Raw genomic sequence first — 16,272 nt, forward strand, 5'->3', positions numbered from 1 at the left:
TTTTTTAGCAATTAAGCACGTTCTAATAGCACTGCAACTGCAGGTAAGGTTTTACCTTCGACAAATTCAAGGAATGCACCACCACCTGTAGAAATATAACCGATTTTGTTTGCAACGTCATATTTGTCAATTGCAGCTAAAGTGTCACCACCACCTGCAATAGAGAAACCTGCAGATTCTGCAATTGCCAATGAAAGTGCTTTGGTGCCTTCACCAAATTGATCAACTTCAAATACACCCACTGGGCCATTCCAAAGAATTGTTTTTGAAGTTTTTAGAATTTCTGCAAATGCTTTTGCAGTTTCTGGACCTACATCTAAAATCATGTCGTTATCTGCAACATCTTCAACTTTTTTCACAGTTGCTTTCGCTGCCGCCAATGAACCCAAGAAATCTTCAAAGTTAATTTCAGCCGCATCTGCAACCACAACATCAGTTGGTAATGGTACAAAAACTTTTGCAGCAATTGCTTTAGCAGTTTCAATCAAATCATTTTCACATAATGATTTGCCTACGTTATAGCCTGCTGCAGCAAGGAAAGTATTGGCAATACCACCGCCTACAATGAGTTGATCACAAATATCAGACAATGAAGTCAATACATCTAACTTGGTCGACACTTTAGAACCTGCAACAATTGCTACCATTGGTTTTTCAGGTGTTTTTAAAGCACGACCCAAGGCATCTAATTCCGCAGCCAATAATGGGCCTGCTGCTGCAACTGGTGCTAAACGCGCAACGCCTTCGGTAGATGCTTCTGCACGGTGCGCGGTACCAAACGCATCCATAACAAATACATCACACAATGCTGCATATTTAGCGGCAAGTTCTGGGTTGTTTTTCTTTTCGCCATGGTTAAAACGGCAGTTTTCCAATAAAACCACTTGACCAGGAGCAACGTCTACACCATCTAAATAATCAGTGATTAGTTGAACATCTTGACCTAGCGCTTGGGTTAAATATGCAGCTACAGGTGCTAAAGATTGTTCAGCTTTTGGCTCACCTTCAACAGGACGACCTAAGTGAGAATACACCATCACTGCCGCACCTTTGGCAACAGCAGCTTGAATCGTTGGCAATGCAGCACGTAAACGTGCATCGCTGGTGATCACACCATTTTTAACAGGTACGTTTAAATCTTCACGAATAAGAACACGCTTACCTGCTAAATCGAGGTCAGTCATACGCTGAAAGTTCATGTATAGCTCACTTTATTGATATCAAAACGCCACGATTTTAAATGATTATGCAGAAAAAGGTTAGCAACTTTTGTAGAATTGCTGTTTAAAGCAAAAGTTTTGATTATGATAGAGAAAAACCACCATCTTTCTCGTACTTATGTCTATTCATCCCGATCCAAATATCAATCGTTTAAATGTTTTGGGCGAACCTCTCGCCAGTTGTTGCTTTGATCCTATTACTGGATATTTTCGTAACGGTTTTTGTCATACCGCCCCAAGCGATTTAGGTCAGCATACCGTTTGTGCACAAATGACCTCTGACTTTTTAAATTTTTCGCAAAAAATTGGCAATGATTTAATCACGCCAGTACCTGAAGTTGGATTTCACGGCTTACAACCAGGTGATTTCTGGTGTATTTGCGTCACCCGTTGGGTTGAGGCCTATCAAGCAGGTCATGCGCCACCGATTAAAATTCAAGCCTGTCATCAATCCGTATTGTCTTATGTGCCTTTAGATATATTGATGGATTATGCAGTGTGATGATCTGATGCAACTTCCAGAAATTATTTTAGCGTCAAGCAGCCAAACCCGTCAGCAATTGATGAATCGCCTACATTTGGCGTATAAGTCAATTTCACCTGATATTGATGAGTCTGCACAGGGTGAATTGCATGCGGATGATTTGGCACGACGCTTGGCTTTTGAAAAAGCACGCTGTATCGCGCAGCAATATCCTGATGCGATTGTAATTGGTTCAGATCAAGTGGCATGGCGTGAACAGCAGCCAGATATTTTTATAGGTAAACCGCTCACTTCAGAAAAAGCCATACAACAATTACAAGCCAATTCAGGTCAAACGGTTTATTTCAATACTGCGCTGAGTGTGCAGCAGCAATCTACAGGCTTTGAACAAACGGTTGTAGAACACTACACAGTTAAATTCCGCAGCTTAACCGACAATGAAATTGCACGCTATGTTGCAAAGGAACAACCGCTAAATTGTGCAGGTAGTTTTATGTGCGAAGGTTTGGGCATTAGTCTGTTTGAAGCCATGCAAGGCAATGACCAAACTACTTTGATGGGACTGCCGATGATTCAGTTATGCCGCATATTAAGAATGCTAAATATTCAAGTTCCCTAAGTTTTAAGCTGCGTCATTAAACAGTCGTGAATATTTATCAAATCCTCTAAATCACCTTGCCCTTTACAGCGACAAATTAGACAATATTGAGATTATTGATAAAACTTGCTTAGGCTATTTTATGTCGCAACCTTTAGATGTTTTGGGCGGAATTACCGCAGAACAATTCCTAAGTGAATATTGGCAAAAAAAACCACTTTTGGTACGCAATGCACTCCCAGAAATTGTCCACCTACTCGAACCTAGTGATGTGATGGAACTCGCTCTTGAAGAAGATGTGACTGCTCGTTTAATTAAACAAAAAGATCGTGATCCAAATCAATGGACTGTGAAATCATCACCACTGATTAAGGCAGATTTTCAAAAAATGCCAAAGTTATGGACGCTATTGGTACAAGCCGTAGATCATTACTCTTTTGATCTCGCCGAACTTTGGAAAAAATTTCCTTTTATTCCACAATGGCGACGTGATGACATTATGGTGTCTTATGCGCCTAAAGGCGGCTCTGTAGGTCAGCATTTTGATTTTTATGATGTGTTTTTACTACAAGGCTATGGACATCGCCGTTGGCAACTTGGACAAATGTGTGATGCCGAAACCGAATTTGTCCCAGGGCAACCTTTAAAATTATTGCTTGAAATGGAGGTCAATTTTGATGAAGTTCTTGCCCCTGGTGATTTACTTTATGTGCCACCGGGATTGGCACATTATGGCGTGGCAGAAGATGACTGTCTGACGTTCTCGTTCGGTTTCCGTATGCCGAATATTAGTGAAATGATGGATCGCGTGAGCGATAAATTCTCTGCCGATGAAATGTTACGCACGCCACTACAAGACATTGTTCGTGAAAAAAGTACGCAAATTGGCGAAATGACTGCGACAGAACTGGATTATCTAAAAGCAGAATTGTGGGCACGTTTGCAAAACTCACCGGTGTTGGATGATGCGATTTTAAGCTTAATGTCTGAACCGAAATATCCTGAAAATATTCCTGAAGTAGATGAAATGGGTGTAGGCGATTTAGAAGATGCGCTAGATCAGGGTTATCAAATCATGTTAGAACCCGCCTCTCGCCTGCTTTATGTAAATCAGCAAGATGAAGTTTTATTTTGGGCGAATGGTGAAGCGATTTGTGTCGCAGAAGCATCCATTCCTGTGCTGCAAAAAATCGCCAATGGTGAACGTGTGCTGCTCGATGAAAACCTTTACGATGCAGATATTCTAGAAGATTTGGTAAAACTGCTCAATGAATCCATTTTAATGTTGTTACCTGCTGAAGACGCTTAAAATATTCGTTTAAGACCCCTCAAGATGATCAATTCAGCTTGGGGGAATTTGGATGAGCGGGATCTAAAGTTAAAACTGCCTGAATTAACGTATAACCAGGTGTCGAATTTAATTTTAATTGCCCGCCAACCCGTTCTAAACGCATTTTCATACTGCGCATCCCAATACTCATACCATGTTCAAGCACACTATTGGCTTCAAACCCTACCCCATCATCCTGCACTTTAAGTACCAATTGCGTCGGCGGTACAAATTGCATACTGACGGATACATGCTTGGCTTGGCTGTGTTTAATCACATTGGTTAAACTTTCTTCTAATACCCGCATCAAAGTTAAGCACTGTAACGAATTCGGCTCAATCACCCATTCATTTGGAAAATCCCACTTGGAATGAATATCCATTTCATCCATCAATTGACTAAAACGATGACGTACTGGCGCGACCCAAATTTTAGGATTTTCAGGTACTTTAGAGCCAATGGAAGAACCACTATCAATAATTTGACGTAAATCATCGCGCAGTAATTTCAGCATAGATAAAAACTGCTGATTACTCATATTCTGTTCGCTTTGGTCGACCATAATCATGGAACGTACCAAAGATGCACCTAAACTATCATGCAAATCATGCGAGAGATGAATCCGTTCTTGCAAACGCACATTTTCCAATTCTAAATAATGCTTTTCTGACATACTGCGTTTTAAATCATCACCAACTTCAAAAACTTTTAACTCTAAATCTCGATTAAATATTTCAATTTTTTGAATATTTCTTTTTAAACGTATGCCTAAAATAATCGCAATAAATAAAGTAATTACTGGCGAGGTATACGGTGATAATGGCTGATATAAACTTGCCGTTGCCGCATTACTTAAACGAAATACATCTACACCCGCAAAAAAGCCAATCAAGGTTAAACAAAATAGCAGCAGATATACTTCTGTTTTACGAGATTTATACGTTAAATACGCCAAATAAAAATAAACCAGGACCAGTAAACTGGCATAACTTAAAAAGACAATCCCAAATACCAGTTTGACATAATCCAATGGCGTTAAAAACACACAACAGATTACCGCTAAACTCAGAATAAAAATACTTTCTTCCAATATTGGAAAGCGTTGATTGACAAACCTGATTAAATACAGACTAAAAGCTAAAACATAGAGGATAAAAAAGCTTAAATTGGCTTGAGATGCCACCAATACACTTGGGTATGGAAAGGTTTCTGTGGTTAAAAAATGAGAAATAAATAATAACCACAATACACAACTCAGCGCAAACCAGCCAAAACTAGGTTCACGGCGTAAAAATAGCCAAATAATCAAACACAAAATGCCTAAAGTGGCAGATAAAATCGCATTAATTTCAAATAAAGTACGTTTATTCCATATACTTTGCTGGTGCTGTTCAATATTGTTATGCACATTATTAAAACTTATTTTTCCTATACCCGCATTTTGAAATGCGTATCCATTTACATAGACCAATATTTGATTTTTACCTTGTTTTAAACCAGCAATAGGTAAAATCCAGTAACGTGGCATATTCCAGCTTTTTGATAATGGTTCTTCTAAATGTTGGCTTGCCCAAAGTAAATCTTGATTCAGATAAACTGCCCCTGCACTATTTAGATAATCCAGCGCAAAAACGATGGGTTGATTTAAACGATGTTCACTCTCACAAAACCACTCCCACTCTATTTTGTACCACGCCCCACCATTATAATTTTTCCAGCGATCATCCCAAACGTCAGGCAGTTGTACATTTTCCCAACCCGTTTCAGGTTTTTTATTGTGTGAAGCTGTTTTGGCAGAGCTGATTGAAAGTACGTGCACATTACAGTATTGATTAATTGGATACACCACTTGCTGCGCATAGCTTTGCCATGCATAGAGCAATAACAACACGCCTAAACCACACTGCGAAAGCCTTTGAATCATAAAAGACCTAAAGTTCTAGCTGTACTGACAGCCTTAGTACGTTTAGTGACAGACAACTTCCGATAAATATGTTTGATATGACTTTCAACGGTATAACGCGACACAAATAATTGCTCAGCAATTTCACGGTTACTTAAGCCCTGCGCCACTAGATTTAAAATTTCTAATTCACGATTGGTGAGCTGTTCATAATTTGAGTTGAATGCTTGAGCATCCGCTTGACCTATTAAATCTTCGGTCAGCACAGGCACTTTTTGATGCGAAATTTGCGATAAAATTTCACGGGCAATAAATGGGTCTATGGGTGCGCCACCTCTTAAAATGCTGCGAATTGCGATAATAATTTCGTCATCGTCACGTTCTTTAAGCACATAGCCTGTTGCACCTGCTTGAATTGCAGAAAATAAGCTGTCTTGGGTGCTCCATGCAGAGATCACCAAAATTAATGCGCTCGGATCTCTAAAATGTAATTGTTCGATCAGCTCTTTACCATTGCCATCGGGCAAACCTAAATCGACCAAAGCCAAAGCAATTGGATGATCTTCTATACATGTCATTGCGGCTTTAAGATGACTCACGAAAAATAGCATGTCATCTTGATAGCCAATATCATGCAAAATTTTTCTAATACGTGACTGAATAATAGGCTCATCTTCAACAATTAAAACCGGTACGGGTAATATCGCTTCCATTTCCGCCATCATTCATCCCCTAGATTATGTTTGTAAATATATCAATCGTTTTGATGTAAACACTATCCCTAGAATTAAGGAGTTTTTTCAAATTTAGCTTATTTTATAAACTAGAGCATAGCACTGAAACATGAAACTAGAGCATGAAATAAAAAATAAATGAGAAGAGAATTACTATTTTATTTTTAGAAGTTGCTACGTATTTTAATGAGTAGCGCAGCATAGATATGCTTTGATGCCAAGAACAACCTCAAAGCAAATCTTGAACCGTATTTAAAAGATGGTCGATAAATTAATAATAAATTTTGGAGCTATGCGCATGCAAAAAGGCAGGAATCAGACCTGTTAAAGCCGCACGAATATCCGCACGTTCATTGATTAATTGATGTGAGCCTTCTTCTAGCATAAGTAAGGTTTGCAGGCGAAATTTACGCCGAATAAACTCAATGTTATAACGCCAATCGACAGTTTGATCTTGCGCCCCTTGTGCCAACCAAACAGGAATACGGCAAGCTGGACGCTCTTCCATCTCCAACATCCATTTAGACATGGCTAAAATCCAATCCATACCCATCATTCTAGGTTGCAGAGGGTCTTTTAAACGCACAAAGCGTAAAAATTCAGGATTATGATTATTACGTCGGAAATGTCGCGGCACTTCACGCTTAATTCGGCGGATAATGCCCAGACCAACGGAGTTATGCCACCATGCCGATTTTGCTGGACGAATCAAAGGTGATAAGAGCAACACACGCTCAACAAATGGATTTTCACGACGCTGTGCAAACTCCAACAAATGATGCATCCAAATTGCACCACCTGTACTTTGCCCAATACCCAACCACGGTTTTGGCAATTGATCGGCATTTTTTAAATATTGATAAACCGCATGTAATACTTGCTGATAATGATCAAAATTTTTAATGTTGGCAGGAGAACCATCACTCAATCCATGTCCAGGCAAATCATAAGTTAGAACACTAAAGCCCTGTTCTAATAACTCTTTGACGATAGGTTGATAAATCCCACTATGTTCCAAATAACCATGCAGCAAAAATACTGTACCCTTCACCTGATCAAATTTGGTTTTGCTTAAATCGGGTTGAAAAATTTGCACATGCAATTTAAACAACGGCATTTGCACATAGCCTTGCCAATGTTCACAGTCCAACAAATGAAAACCATATAGCTGTCGATAGGCTTGTAACTCAACACTCGGTTCAAAACCACGATTCAAATTTAAAGGTTGTAGAATTTGTGGTGTGGTTTCCCTACTCGGCACTGGCAAATCTAATTGCTTCAACACGCTTGGGTTTAAAAATGGAATATCAGGCATTATGGCACCTCGCGACATGCGCTAGAACCAATCAAGACATCCCGAATGGCGGCAAGCATTTCATAATTGGCACGGCGGCTATGATCATAGTTTTGTTCACTTGGACGCCATGCGGTCAGTTGAGTCGGCATTGGAGCTTCGACAGGAATCGTTTCAATTCCATTTAAAGCAAATAAACGGCGGGTGCGTGGCATGTGATAACGATCAGTAATCAAAATCACTGTCGGTGCCCCCCCTTTTTTTTGTAATAATAAAGAACTAAAACGTGAATTTTCACAAGTATTCATGCTGCGATCTTCTAATAATTTTGCTTCGACATCATATTTTTTTAACCAACGCTGCATATAAGGTGCTTCTACACCACTCAGTACAATCGGCAATTGATATTGTTTTACCACCGCTAGGGTCGTTTCTAAACGTAAACGTGTGTAGTCATTGACCACAATATCTTTGCCATTATCATCTAAAGTTAAGCCACCACCTAAAACCACAATCGCATAAGGTTTAGAGTTTGCAGGTATTTTTGGAATATTTTGTTGCTGAATTAAAGCAATATCTTTAAAGATTTCTTCATCTACAGGCTCACTTTCGGTTTCGGCAATTTTATGAGTGCTTAAAAACTCCAAGTATTGTTCCATGAGTACCTGATTTTCATGACTATCCAAATTGAGCAAGGCTTTTACATTTTCGGATGGTTCTTCTACAACTGCTTCAGAAGCTGCATTAGACACCAACAATGGGACTTGCGGCAACTCTTGCTCAGATGCTAATTTTTTTTGCGTTTGTTCTTCTAAAATAAGCGCTTGTAAGGCTTTATAACGAGCCTGAATTAAAGTTAAATTTTTCGAATTTTCAGATTGAATCTCTTGCTCCATCAGCTTCAAATAAGCTTGTCGGGCAATCCATAAATCTGAACCGGGTTCCAAGCTGTCTTGATCACTAAAAGCCGCCATTTGCTGACTTTTTGCTGCCACTTGATTCACTTCTATATGTACCAAAGTGTTCAGCGTTTTGACCACCAAAGTAGAATAAAAAGGTGAATAGATAAAAATCATGAACGCTGCAAACAATACAAATAGCACGGCAGCAATTTGTACCAATCTGAGCATCCAATGATTCTGTTTCATCTTCACTTAACCTACCGGTTGATGTGCACGAATCAAACCTGTTTCATCAAATAACACAGGTTCAGGTTCGAGTGAAATACCAAAACGACTCAAAACATCTTGCTGCACAGCACGATAGGTGTGTTGCACATCTGCCAAAGTGGCATCGGCATAATTGACTAAAACCAAAGCTTGTTTATGAAACATACCCACCACACCCAGTTGTTTTCCCTTCCAGCCAGCTTGATCAATCAACCAGCCTGCTGCAATTTTAACTTGCGCATTCGGCTGTGGGTAATGGGGTAAATTTGGAAATTGTGCTGCAATTTGGTCAAATTGCTGAGTCGAAATCACAGGATTTTTAAAGAAACTACCTACATTTGGATATTCTGCAGGATTAGGCAGCTTACTTTGGCGAATTTGAATGACTTGTTGCTGCAGATTTTCAGCAGTTTGCTCATCGCCTACAGCAGCTTTTAAGTCGCCATAATTTAATTTTAACGCCGCCTGTTTTAACAGTTTAAAAGTCACATGGGTAATGATGTAACGGTTGGGATGATCTTTAAAAATACTGTGTCGATAGGCAAACTGACAATCTGCTGCGGCAATTGAGCTCAACTGTTGCCGTTCACGATCATAAACCTGCACAGATTCAATAAACTCACCGACTTCAACGCCGTAGGCACCAATATTTTGTACAGGTGAAGCGCCGACCAAACCTGGAATTAAAGCCAGATTTTGCAGACCATAAAATTTTTGCTCCGTGCTCCATAACACAAAATCATGCCAGACTTGTCCTGCACCTACTTTTAGGGTGACACTTGCATCATCTTCAGCACATATTTCGATGCCTTGGATATCCACGTGCATGACCAAGGCATGAATATGTTCAGGCAATAACATATTGCTACCACCCGATAAAATCAGCACATTTAATTGTTCTTTCTGCGCAAATGTCAAAGCATCCTGTACATCTCGAATATTTTTAACTTTGACATAGTGCGATGCAGTTGCATCTAAATTTAGTGTATTGAAAGGTTTGAGTTGCATATTGTATTGAATGTGCATGACTTAAACCTTCAATTCAAATTGTTGTTGTAAAACTTTCACCCAAGCACGACTACTCGACTCGCATTGATCGAGCACTCTCTCGAAACCATCGGCTTCGCCATAATAAGGATCGGGTAATTCTTGCTGAGTATAATGCGGATCGTGTTCGCTCATTAAGGCAATTTTGGCACGCAAGCTACCAAATTCAGCTTCAGCACGGTGCATTAAGTCTTGAATATTGCTTAAGTTTTCAAAATCCATCGCCAAAATCAAATCAAACTCGACAAAGTCTTGTATATGTAACTGACGCGCACGCAGTCTAGATAAATCATAACCGCGCTTAAGCGCATGTTTTTGACTGCGTAAATCTGGGGCTTTACCTGGGTGATAATTACTGGTTCCAGCAGAATCTACCCACACATTGAGTTGTTGTTCATCACAAAAATGTTGAAGTACAATTTCTGCCGTTGGAGAGCGGCAAATATTTCCCAAACAAACACATAACACCTTATATGGCGTTTTGGATGACATAAACAACCTCAAAGCTACTTTATTTTTAAGAGTCTTATGTTAAGTTATTTATGATATGAATCCTATATCGTGACCCTACAATAATGTTGAATTAGGTATAAAAAATAGGAATAAAGACAATGCAGCATTTTCAATTTCAAACGGTTGGCAACATTATTTCTGGATTGGGTTCAATTTCTGAACTAAAAACGGTTTTAACCGAAAAAAATTATAAGCGTTTGTTATTGGTCACCGATGCTGGCATTTTACAACATCAATTGCATCAACCTATTTTAGAAATTTTAGAGCAGCTACAACTAGACTATGCCATTTACTCGAATGTGCAAGCCGACCCCTCAGAACAGATTGTGTTAGAAGCGGTTGATTTTGCTAAACAGAAAAAAATTGATGTTGTATTAGGTTTTGGTGGCGGTAGTGCAATGGATGTCACCAAAATTATTGCCGTGCTGAGTCATCCTGAACAAAGTCAAGAATTGTCAGACTTATATGGTGTCGGCAATGCTCAAGCACCTCGTTTACCACTCATTTTAGTTCCCACTACGGCAGGCACAGGTTCAGAAGTCACACCTATTTCCATTGTCACCACAGGTGCAACCAGCAAAACAGGCATTGTTTCTCCTATTTTATATGCCGATGTTGTTATTTTAGATGCCAATTTTACCCGTCATCTGCCTGCACAGATCACTGCAGCCACAGGTATAGATGCGATGGTACATGCCATTGAAGCCTATACCTCAAAAATCAAGAAAAATGCGTATTCAGATTTACTGGCAAAACATGCGCTGCGTTTACTTGATCAAAACTTAAAATTAGTGCTTGAAGATGGCAGCAATATGCAAGCACGGCAAAACATGCTGTTTGGTTCAATGCTGGCAGGACAAGCCTTTGCCAATGCTCCTGTGGCTGCGGTGCATGCACTTGCCTATCCTTTAGGCGGACATTTCCATATTTCACATGGGCATAGCAATGCATTGGTACTGACCGAAGTTTTAAAATTTAATGCGCCTGCAGCCAAACAGTATTATGCAGAACTGATGTGTTGCTTAGACCCACGCAGTAAAGGCTGCACAGATGGATTATGTGATTTGTTTATTGATCATTTACAAAATCATTTAGATCAAAGTGGCTTGGTGTTAAAACTTAATGCACTAGGCATAGCAGAAAATATGCTGCCACAACTGGCAGAAGACGCGATGCTTCAAAGCCGTTTACTGCAAAATAACCCAAGAGCAATGCAAATGCAGGATGCTTTAAAGATTTACCAAGCCATTTATGCTTAACTATTTGTACTTATTTTGCTGTATTTAACTTTATAAAAGCACAGATTCAGTTTGTGCTTAACAAAATAAGGCTAGTTTAATTCAACCTAAAAGTTTCGCCAATAAAATCTGAAAACAGGCTTATTTCAACTGAATGTTATGTAATTCGCCATCAAAGTTTTGCAAAATATCTTTCACAATCGGTTCTTGATACAGCAAATTTTCAGCACGTTGGTAAGCCCGTTGTTTGCGCTGTTGCTGCAAAATATATGGCGTTGTCTCATCCACATTTTCATATTGCACTTTAAACAGCGTTTTACTCCACTGTTCTTTTAAAGCACTTTCTAAAGCATGTTGCAGTTGAGTCAATAACTGCTGATATTGCACAGGAATATGAAAAACTGATTCAGCATTAATCTTACCCGTCATTACGCCATGCTGCGCCAATTCTTGCACGGCAGGTGACAACTCGCTGTGTCTAAACCAATATTCCCACTTGTCTAAAGTCCACTCACCTTCTAAAACTTGCGGCTGTAAACGCAGAATATCCTGCGGCATTAATTGATCATCGGCATTAGATGCTATGGTTTGCTGCGGTTGTGCTGTCGCACTGGCAACATTCGGTTCGACTTCAGTCGCTGCTAAATCAAATAAAGCGGTTTCTGCATTACTTACATTTTGTGTAATTGACGGTGAAGCATTATTCGATTGTAGTGTAGATGAAACTAGCGATGTTTCGGCTGATGCAGCAAGATCACCTAACGGTGCAACGGCATCAAAACTTTCCAGTAAAAAATCATCATGACTTTGCACATCAGATGTAGTGCTTACCGATGAGGCATCTTCATCTAAACCAAACAATTGTGCATCTGCATTTGGATCAAACACGATAGATTCAGATTGCTTATCCTCAGCCTGTATTGCAGTTTCTTCATTCACTGCAGGTTCTGACATAGATTCTGGTGAAATCGCAGCTGTTGAGTGTAGCGCTTGCGGAGTCGATTGTTGCGCTTGAATCGACTGTTGATCTTGATGTGTTAAAGCTTCAGGCTCATCCTCATCTAAAAAATCATCTGAAGAAGGTTCTGCAACACTGGTTTGTGTCGTGGTGTGATCTGAATAATCGTCATCCTCATAGTCAAATCCATCAAGATCAGGTATTGCAACCGCATCTAATTCAGTTACATGCTGTTCCGCTTGTGCTGTATTTTGAGTTGCCACAGCTTGTGGAGTTTGCTCCATTTGAGCAACTGGCTGGGAAGCCGCTGTTTGTGCAGTATTTTGTGGCGCAGCAACCAACACTTCATTGGCTTGCAAAGGTCGAAATGCCAGTAAACGCAGTACACACATTTCAAAGCCTTGTTCTTGGGTTACGGCAATTTGTAAATCGGCGCGTCCTTTACAAGCAATTTGATAATACAACTGTAAATCTTGTGCAGATATCAGACCCGCAAGCTGCTGAATTTTTTGATTAATTTCAGCACTGTATTTTAGGTTTAAATCTGGCAGATATTGCATGATCGCCAATTCATGCAGTGTCGAAATCAACTGATCCAACACTAAAGACACATCTAAAGCTTGCTGTCTAAATTGTAATAACAGCTGACTCACACGCTGCTGTTGGTTTTGATGAATAGCCAAAATCAAATCATAGATAATGGTGCGATCAATCAAGCCCAGCATATCTTTAACATCTTGATGATGAATTTCACCCTGACCATAAGCAATGGCTTGGTCTGTCAAGGACATCGCATCACGCAAAGAACCTTGCGCAGATTCAGCAATCTGCCAAATCGCATCTTGCTCTGCAACAATCTGTTCTTTGGCTAAAATATCCGTTAAATGACTGGTAATTTCATCGACCTGCAATGGACGCAAAGTAAATTGCAAACAGCGCGAAATCACAGTAATAGGGAGTTTTTGTGGGTCTGTGGTCGCAAACAGAAACTTCACATGCTCAGGCGGTTCTTCCAAAGTTTTTAGCAAAGCATTGAACGAATGTGTAGACAGCATGTGCACTTCGTCAATCAGATAAACCTTAAAACGTCCCTGAGTCGGTGCATAAGGTACGTTATCGAGCAACTCACGTGTGTCTTCAACCTTAGTACGTGACGCCGCATCAATTTCGATTAAATCAATAAAACGACCTTCATTGACCGCAGTACAGGTCGGACACACTTCACATGGGGTAGATGTCACGCCTGTTTCACAGTTCAGGCATTTGGCCAAAATACGCGCAATGGTAGTTTTACCTACACCACGTGTTCCCGTAAAAAGATAAGCATGGTGCAAACGCCCACGTTCCAAAGCACTGGTCAATGCCCGTGATACATGGTTTTGTCCCACCAATTCATTAAAATTACGAGGACGATATTTACGCGCAAGTACCTGATACATGAATGCTCCTTTTTACAGGTCTAAGCATACTGTTTTTTTGGCAAAGAGTGAACGTACAATCACGCCTAAAACCAGCCTTTACGCCCTTGCAATTGCCGATCTGCACAGCGAATGGCTTCCTGACTCAGTCCCCAAAGTCGATAATCACCAATTAAAGAACCTGCAGCAAAATTATGGGTATAAGCAAAGCTGAGCTGACGTTCAGGATCACACCACGCCCCTGAACCATTGAAGCCCATGTGTCCAAAACCATTTGATGCCTTACCCAAACTTAAAATACGGTGATAACCCAAGCGCCAGAGCATCGGGATAGGCATAACCCGATCACGCTGTCGGTATTGTACTTGGCTTAATTGTTGAAAGATCGCAGACTGAATGAATTGCTGCCCATCTAAAGAGCCACTCTGCGCCAACATGGCATAAATACGCGCCAAACTTTGTGCGCTAAAAACGCCATTGGCTGCAGGAATCACAGCCTGTAAACCCGCATCGCTAAAAAAGCTAAAATTTTTCATGCCCTTGGGAATCATACCATCCTGAAAGTCTTGCGGATCTTGCCCACTCCAAGCAATGGCTTTATCTAAAATAGACACAGGACGTTTTACTGACTTAGATTTTAGGGATGGCGATGATGCCTTATTGGCTGGAGGTATTACGGACTTTGGTGGAGTGACAGACGTTTTAAATGGCCGTGCAACACGAGAAAGCCCAGATGTAGACACACCAAAATAAGCACCATCCAAAGCTAAAGGTTCAACCAAATATTGCTGCATCAATGCAGCCAAAGATTGCCCTGTGGCTTTTTCTAAAACACCACCAACAAGCCAACCAAAAGTTAGAGGTTGATAAGCCGCCTCAGTTGCCACTTCAAAACGTGGTTTAGCTTGAGCCAAAACATTCAGCATGTGTGACCAATCTGCCATTTCAGTTGCATCGGCAATGATATTGCGAATGTCGTACAAACCACTTTGATGACTCAGCACATGCCTTAGCGTCATACTGGCTTTGCCATTTTGAGCAAATTCAGGCCAATACAGACAAATGGGCGTATCGTAATCGAGTAAACCCTGACTGACTAAAATATGCGCCAGTGTTGCCAACACCCCTTTCCCTGTGGAATAACAGACCGATAACGTATCTGACTGCCAGTCTTCAGTCGCGGACTTCTTACCCGTCCATATATCGACAACTTTTTGACCCTGAAAATATACTGCAAGTGCCGCACCGCCTTGTTGGGTACGTGCATCTTGCAGGCGGCTAAATTGCTTGGCTAAATCTTCAAATTCAGGTGTAACCCATCCCGCATAGTTTCTAGTTTGTGCAAATAGGTAATCTTTAATGTGTTGCATGTTCCCATCCATGGAAGGTTAGACACTGCGACCTAAATTTATTGCCGCAAAAAGAGAAAGCCTAAATTTACAATTTAGGCTTTGATCTATTTATAGCGCAGTAACTGTTCCTGTTACATGCGGTTTTTGATTTTTACTGTTACGAATCAAAAAGTCGGTATTTTTAGCTTCTGTTGCAGTTAAAAACTCAACTTTTGAAGGCAAATACATTGGGAGTTTGAACCAAACATCGGCTTCATAGGCATCTGGCAAAGTTAAGCTTGATAAAGCTTTAGCTTTACTCCACATACCGTGAGCAATGGCTTGTTTAAATCCAAATGCTTTTGCGGTTATGGCATGAATATGAATCAGGTTAAAATCACCAGAAGTCAAAGCATAACGGCGTCCCGTATTTTCAGAAACTTCCCATTCAGCCTGAACAGCATAATTAGGGGCTTTACTTTCTGCTGCTTTGCTTGCTGCTTTAGTGGTGGTTTTTTGACGAGCTAAATACGTAGTAATGCCTTCAATAACCACGTCATTTCCTACTTTGACTGTCGTTATAAAATCAAACTGCACACCTTTGTCATGCGGTTGAAGTTCACCAAATTTACATGACAAAGTCAGCTGTTCATTCACCCCAACTTTACGGCTTTGCTTGACTTGATTGCGAATGTGCACTAAACCCAAAATTGCAAAAGGAAAAGCTTCTTGCGTCATCATGTGCATTTGCAGACTTTGCGACAAAACAGCCAAGTAAATTGCTGGAATATAGCCGTTGTTTTTAAAACCTGTTACTGCGTTATAGGCTTTTAAATGCTTTTGATCGACCTTAAATGAATCCACCACATATTCAACTTGCGGCAGCACTTTTTCGCCTTTGGGCTTTTTAAAAATTAAGCCCTGAATCACTTTAGGATAGGCTAAATACGGTTTTGGAAGTTGACTAAAATGGCGAGTATTCATACTGAACCTTTGAGAAGTTTTTCTAATTTCTTTAATGGAGTTCTCTCTCCC

Annotated in this window: 14 protein-coding genes; 4 read left to right on the plus strand and 10 right to left on the minus strand. The window is 40.3% G+C overall.

The genetic code is table 11. The features are described 5' to 3' along the window. Nucleotides 1-11: 11 nt before the first annotated feature. Nucleotides 12-1,199, minus strand: coding sequence for a phosphoglycerate kinase (locus K1T76_RS07545; protein WP_230245058.1), 1,188 nt, complete (start codon nucleotides 1,197-1,199; stop codon nucleotides 12-14). Between the two features lie 139 nt (nucleotides 1,200-1,338). Here K1T76_RS07545 and K1T76_RS07550 point away from each other — a divergent pair, with 139 nt between their 5' ends. The 3 genes from K1T76_RS07550 to K1T76_RS07560 all read left to right on the plus strand — a co-directional run bounded on the left by K1T76_RS07550 (nucleotide 1,339) and on the right by K1T76_RS07560 (nucleotide 3,611). Beyond that, nucleotides 1,339-1,722 carry a DUF2237 family protein gene (locus K1T76_RS07550; protein WP_230245059.1) on the plus strand — a complete coding sequence of 128 codons (384 nt, stop codon included), beginning with the start codon at nucleotides 1,339-1,341 and terminating at the stop codon, nucleotides 1,720-1,722. 7 nt (nucleotides 1,723-1,729) lie between these two features. Further along, entirely contained in the window at nucleotides 1,730-2,323 is a 594-nt protein-coding gene (locus K1T76_RS07555; RefSeq protein WP_230245637.1) for a Maf family protein, read from the plus strand. Nucleotides 2,324-2,444: 121 nt separating this feature from the next. Further along, complete coding sequence (locus K1T76_RS07560) at nucleotides 2,445-3,611, plus strand: ribosomal protein uL16 3-hydroxylase (RefSeq protein WP_230245060.1); 1,167 nt, start codon at nucleotides 2,445-2,447, stop codon at nucleotides 3,609-3,611. Between the two features lie 28 nt (nucleotides 3,612-3,639). Here K1T76_RS07560 and K1T76_RS07565 read toward each other — a convergent pair whose 3' ends face one another. From K1T76_RS07565 to K1T76_RS07590, 6 genes are all read right to left on the minus strand, one after another. Then, a complete protein-coding gene (locus tag K1T76_RS07565) occupies nucleotides 3,640-5,556 on the minus strand; it encodes a sensor histidine kinase (protein WP_230245061.1) in 1,917 nt (638 codons plus the stop codon). Next, nucleotides 5,553-6,257: a LuxR C-terminal-related transcriptional regulator gene (locus tag K1T76_RS07570; protein WP_230245062.1), complete on the minus strand. Its 705-nt coding sequence runs from the start codon at nucleotides 6,255-6,257 to the stop codon at nucleotides 5,553-5,555. The genes K1T76_RS07565 and K1T76_RS07570 overlap by 4 nt, the downstream gene beginning before the upstream one ends. A gap of 283 nt (nucleotides 6,258-6,540) precedes the next feature. Then, nucleotides 6,541-7,584, minus strand: a complete 1,044-nt coding sequence (locus K1T76_RS07575; protein WP_230245063.1) for an alpha/beta hydrolase — start codon at nucleotides 7,582-7,584, stop codon at nucleotides 6,541-6,543. After that, complete coding sequence (locus K1T76_RS07580; RefSeq protein ID WP_230245064.1) at nucleotides 7,584-8,711, minus strand: YdcF family protein; 1,128 nt, start codon at nucleotides 8,709-8,711, stop codon at nucleotides 7,584-7,586. The genes K1T76_RS07575 and K1T76_RS07580 overlap by 1 nt, the downstream gene beginning before the upstream one ends. A gap of 6 nt (nucleotides 8,712-8,717) precedes the next feature. After that, nucleotides 8,718-9,758 carry a UDP-N-acetylmuramate dehydrogenase gene (gene murB / locus K1T76_RS07585; protein ID WP_230245065.1) on the minus strand — a complete coding sequence of 347 codons (1,041 nt, stop codon included), beginning with the start codon at nucleotides 9,756-9,758 and terminating at the stop codon, nucleotides 8,718-8,720. Nucleotides 9,759-9,761: 3 nt separating this feature from the next. Next, on the minus strand, nucleotides 9,762-10,271 hold the full coding sequence (locus tag K1T76_RS07590) for a low molecular weight protein-tyrosine-phosphatase (RefSeq protein ID WP_230245066.1): 510 nt from the start codon (nucleotides 10,269-10,271) through the stop codon (nucleotides 9,762-9,764). A gap of 119 nt (nucleotides 10,272-10,390) precedes the next feature. On the opposite strand from K1T76_RS07590, the gene K1T76_RS07595 reads away from it, so the two are divergent. Then, nucleotides 10,391-11,551 (plus strand): iron-containing alcohol dehydrogenase, encoded by a 1,161-nt coding sequence (locus K1T76_RS07595; RefSeq protein ID WP_230245067.1) that lies wholly within the window; start codon nucleotides 10,391-10,393, stop codon nucleotides 11,549-11,551. A 120-nt stretch (nucleotides 11,552-11,671) separates the two neighbouring features. Here K1T76_RS07595 and dnaX read toward each other — a convergent pair whose 3' ends face one another. The 3 genes from dnaX to K1T76_RS07610 all read right to left on the minus strand — a co-directional run bounded on the left by dnaX (nucleotide 11,672) and on the right by K1T76_RS07610 (nucleotide 16,221). After that, a complete protein-coding gene (gene dnaX / locus K1T76_RS07600) occupies nucleotides 11,672-13,927 on the minus strand; it encodes a DNA polymerase III subunit gamma/tau (RefSeq protein ID WP_230245068.1) in 2,256 nt (751 codons plus the stop codon). 65 nt (nucleotides 13,928-13,992) lie between these two features. After that, on the minus strand, nucleotides 13,993-15,288 hold the full coding sequence (locus K1T76_RS07605; RefSeq protein ID WP_442780674.1) for a serine hydrolase domain-containing protein: 1,296 nt from the start codon (nucleotides 15,286-15,288) through the stop codon (nucleotides 13,993-13,995). Nucleotides 15,289-15,366: 78 nt separating this feature from the next. Further along, the gene (locus K1T76_RS07610; protein WP_230245070.1) at nucleotides 15,367-16,221 is read right to left on the minus strand and encodes a MaoC family dehydratase; all 855 of its coding nucleotides are present in this window, start codon (nucleotides 16,219-16,221) and stop codon (nucleotides 15,367-15,369) included. Nucleotides 16,222-16,272: the final 51 nt, after the last annotated feature.

It is taken from the genome of Acinetobacter sp. PW68, from assembly GCF_020982655.1.
GTDB classification, from domain to species: domain Bacteria; phylum Pseudomonadota; class Gammaproteobacteria; order Pseudomonadales; family Moraxellaceae; genus Acinetobacter; species Acinetobacter towneri_A.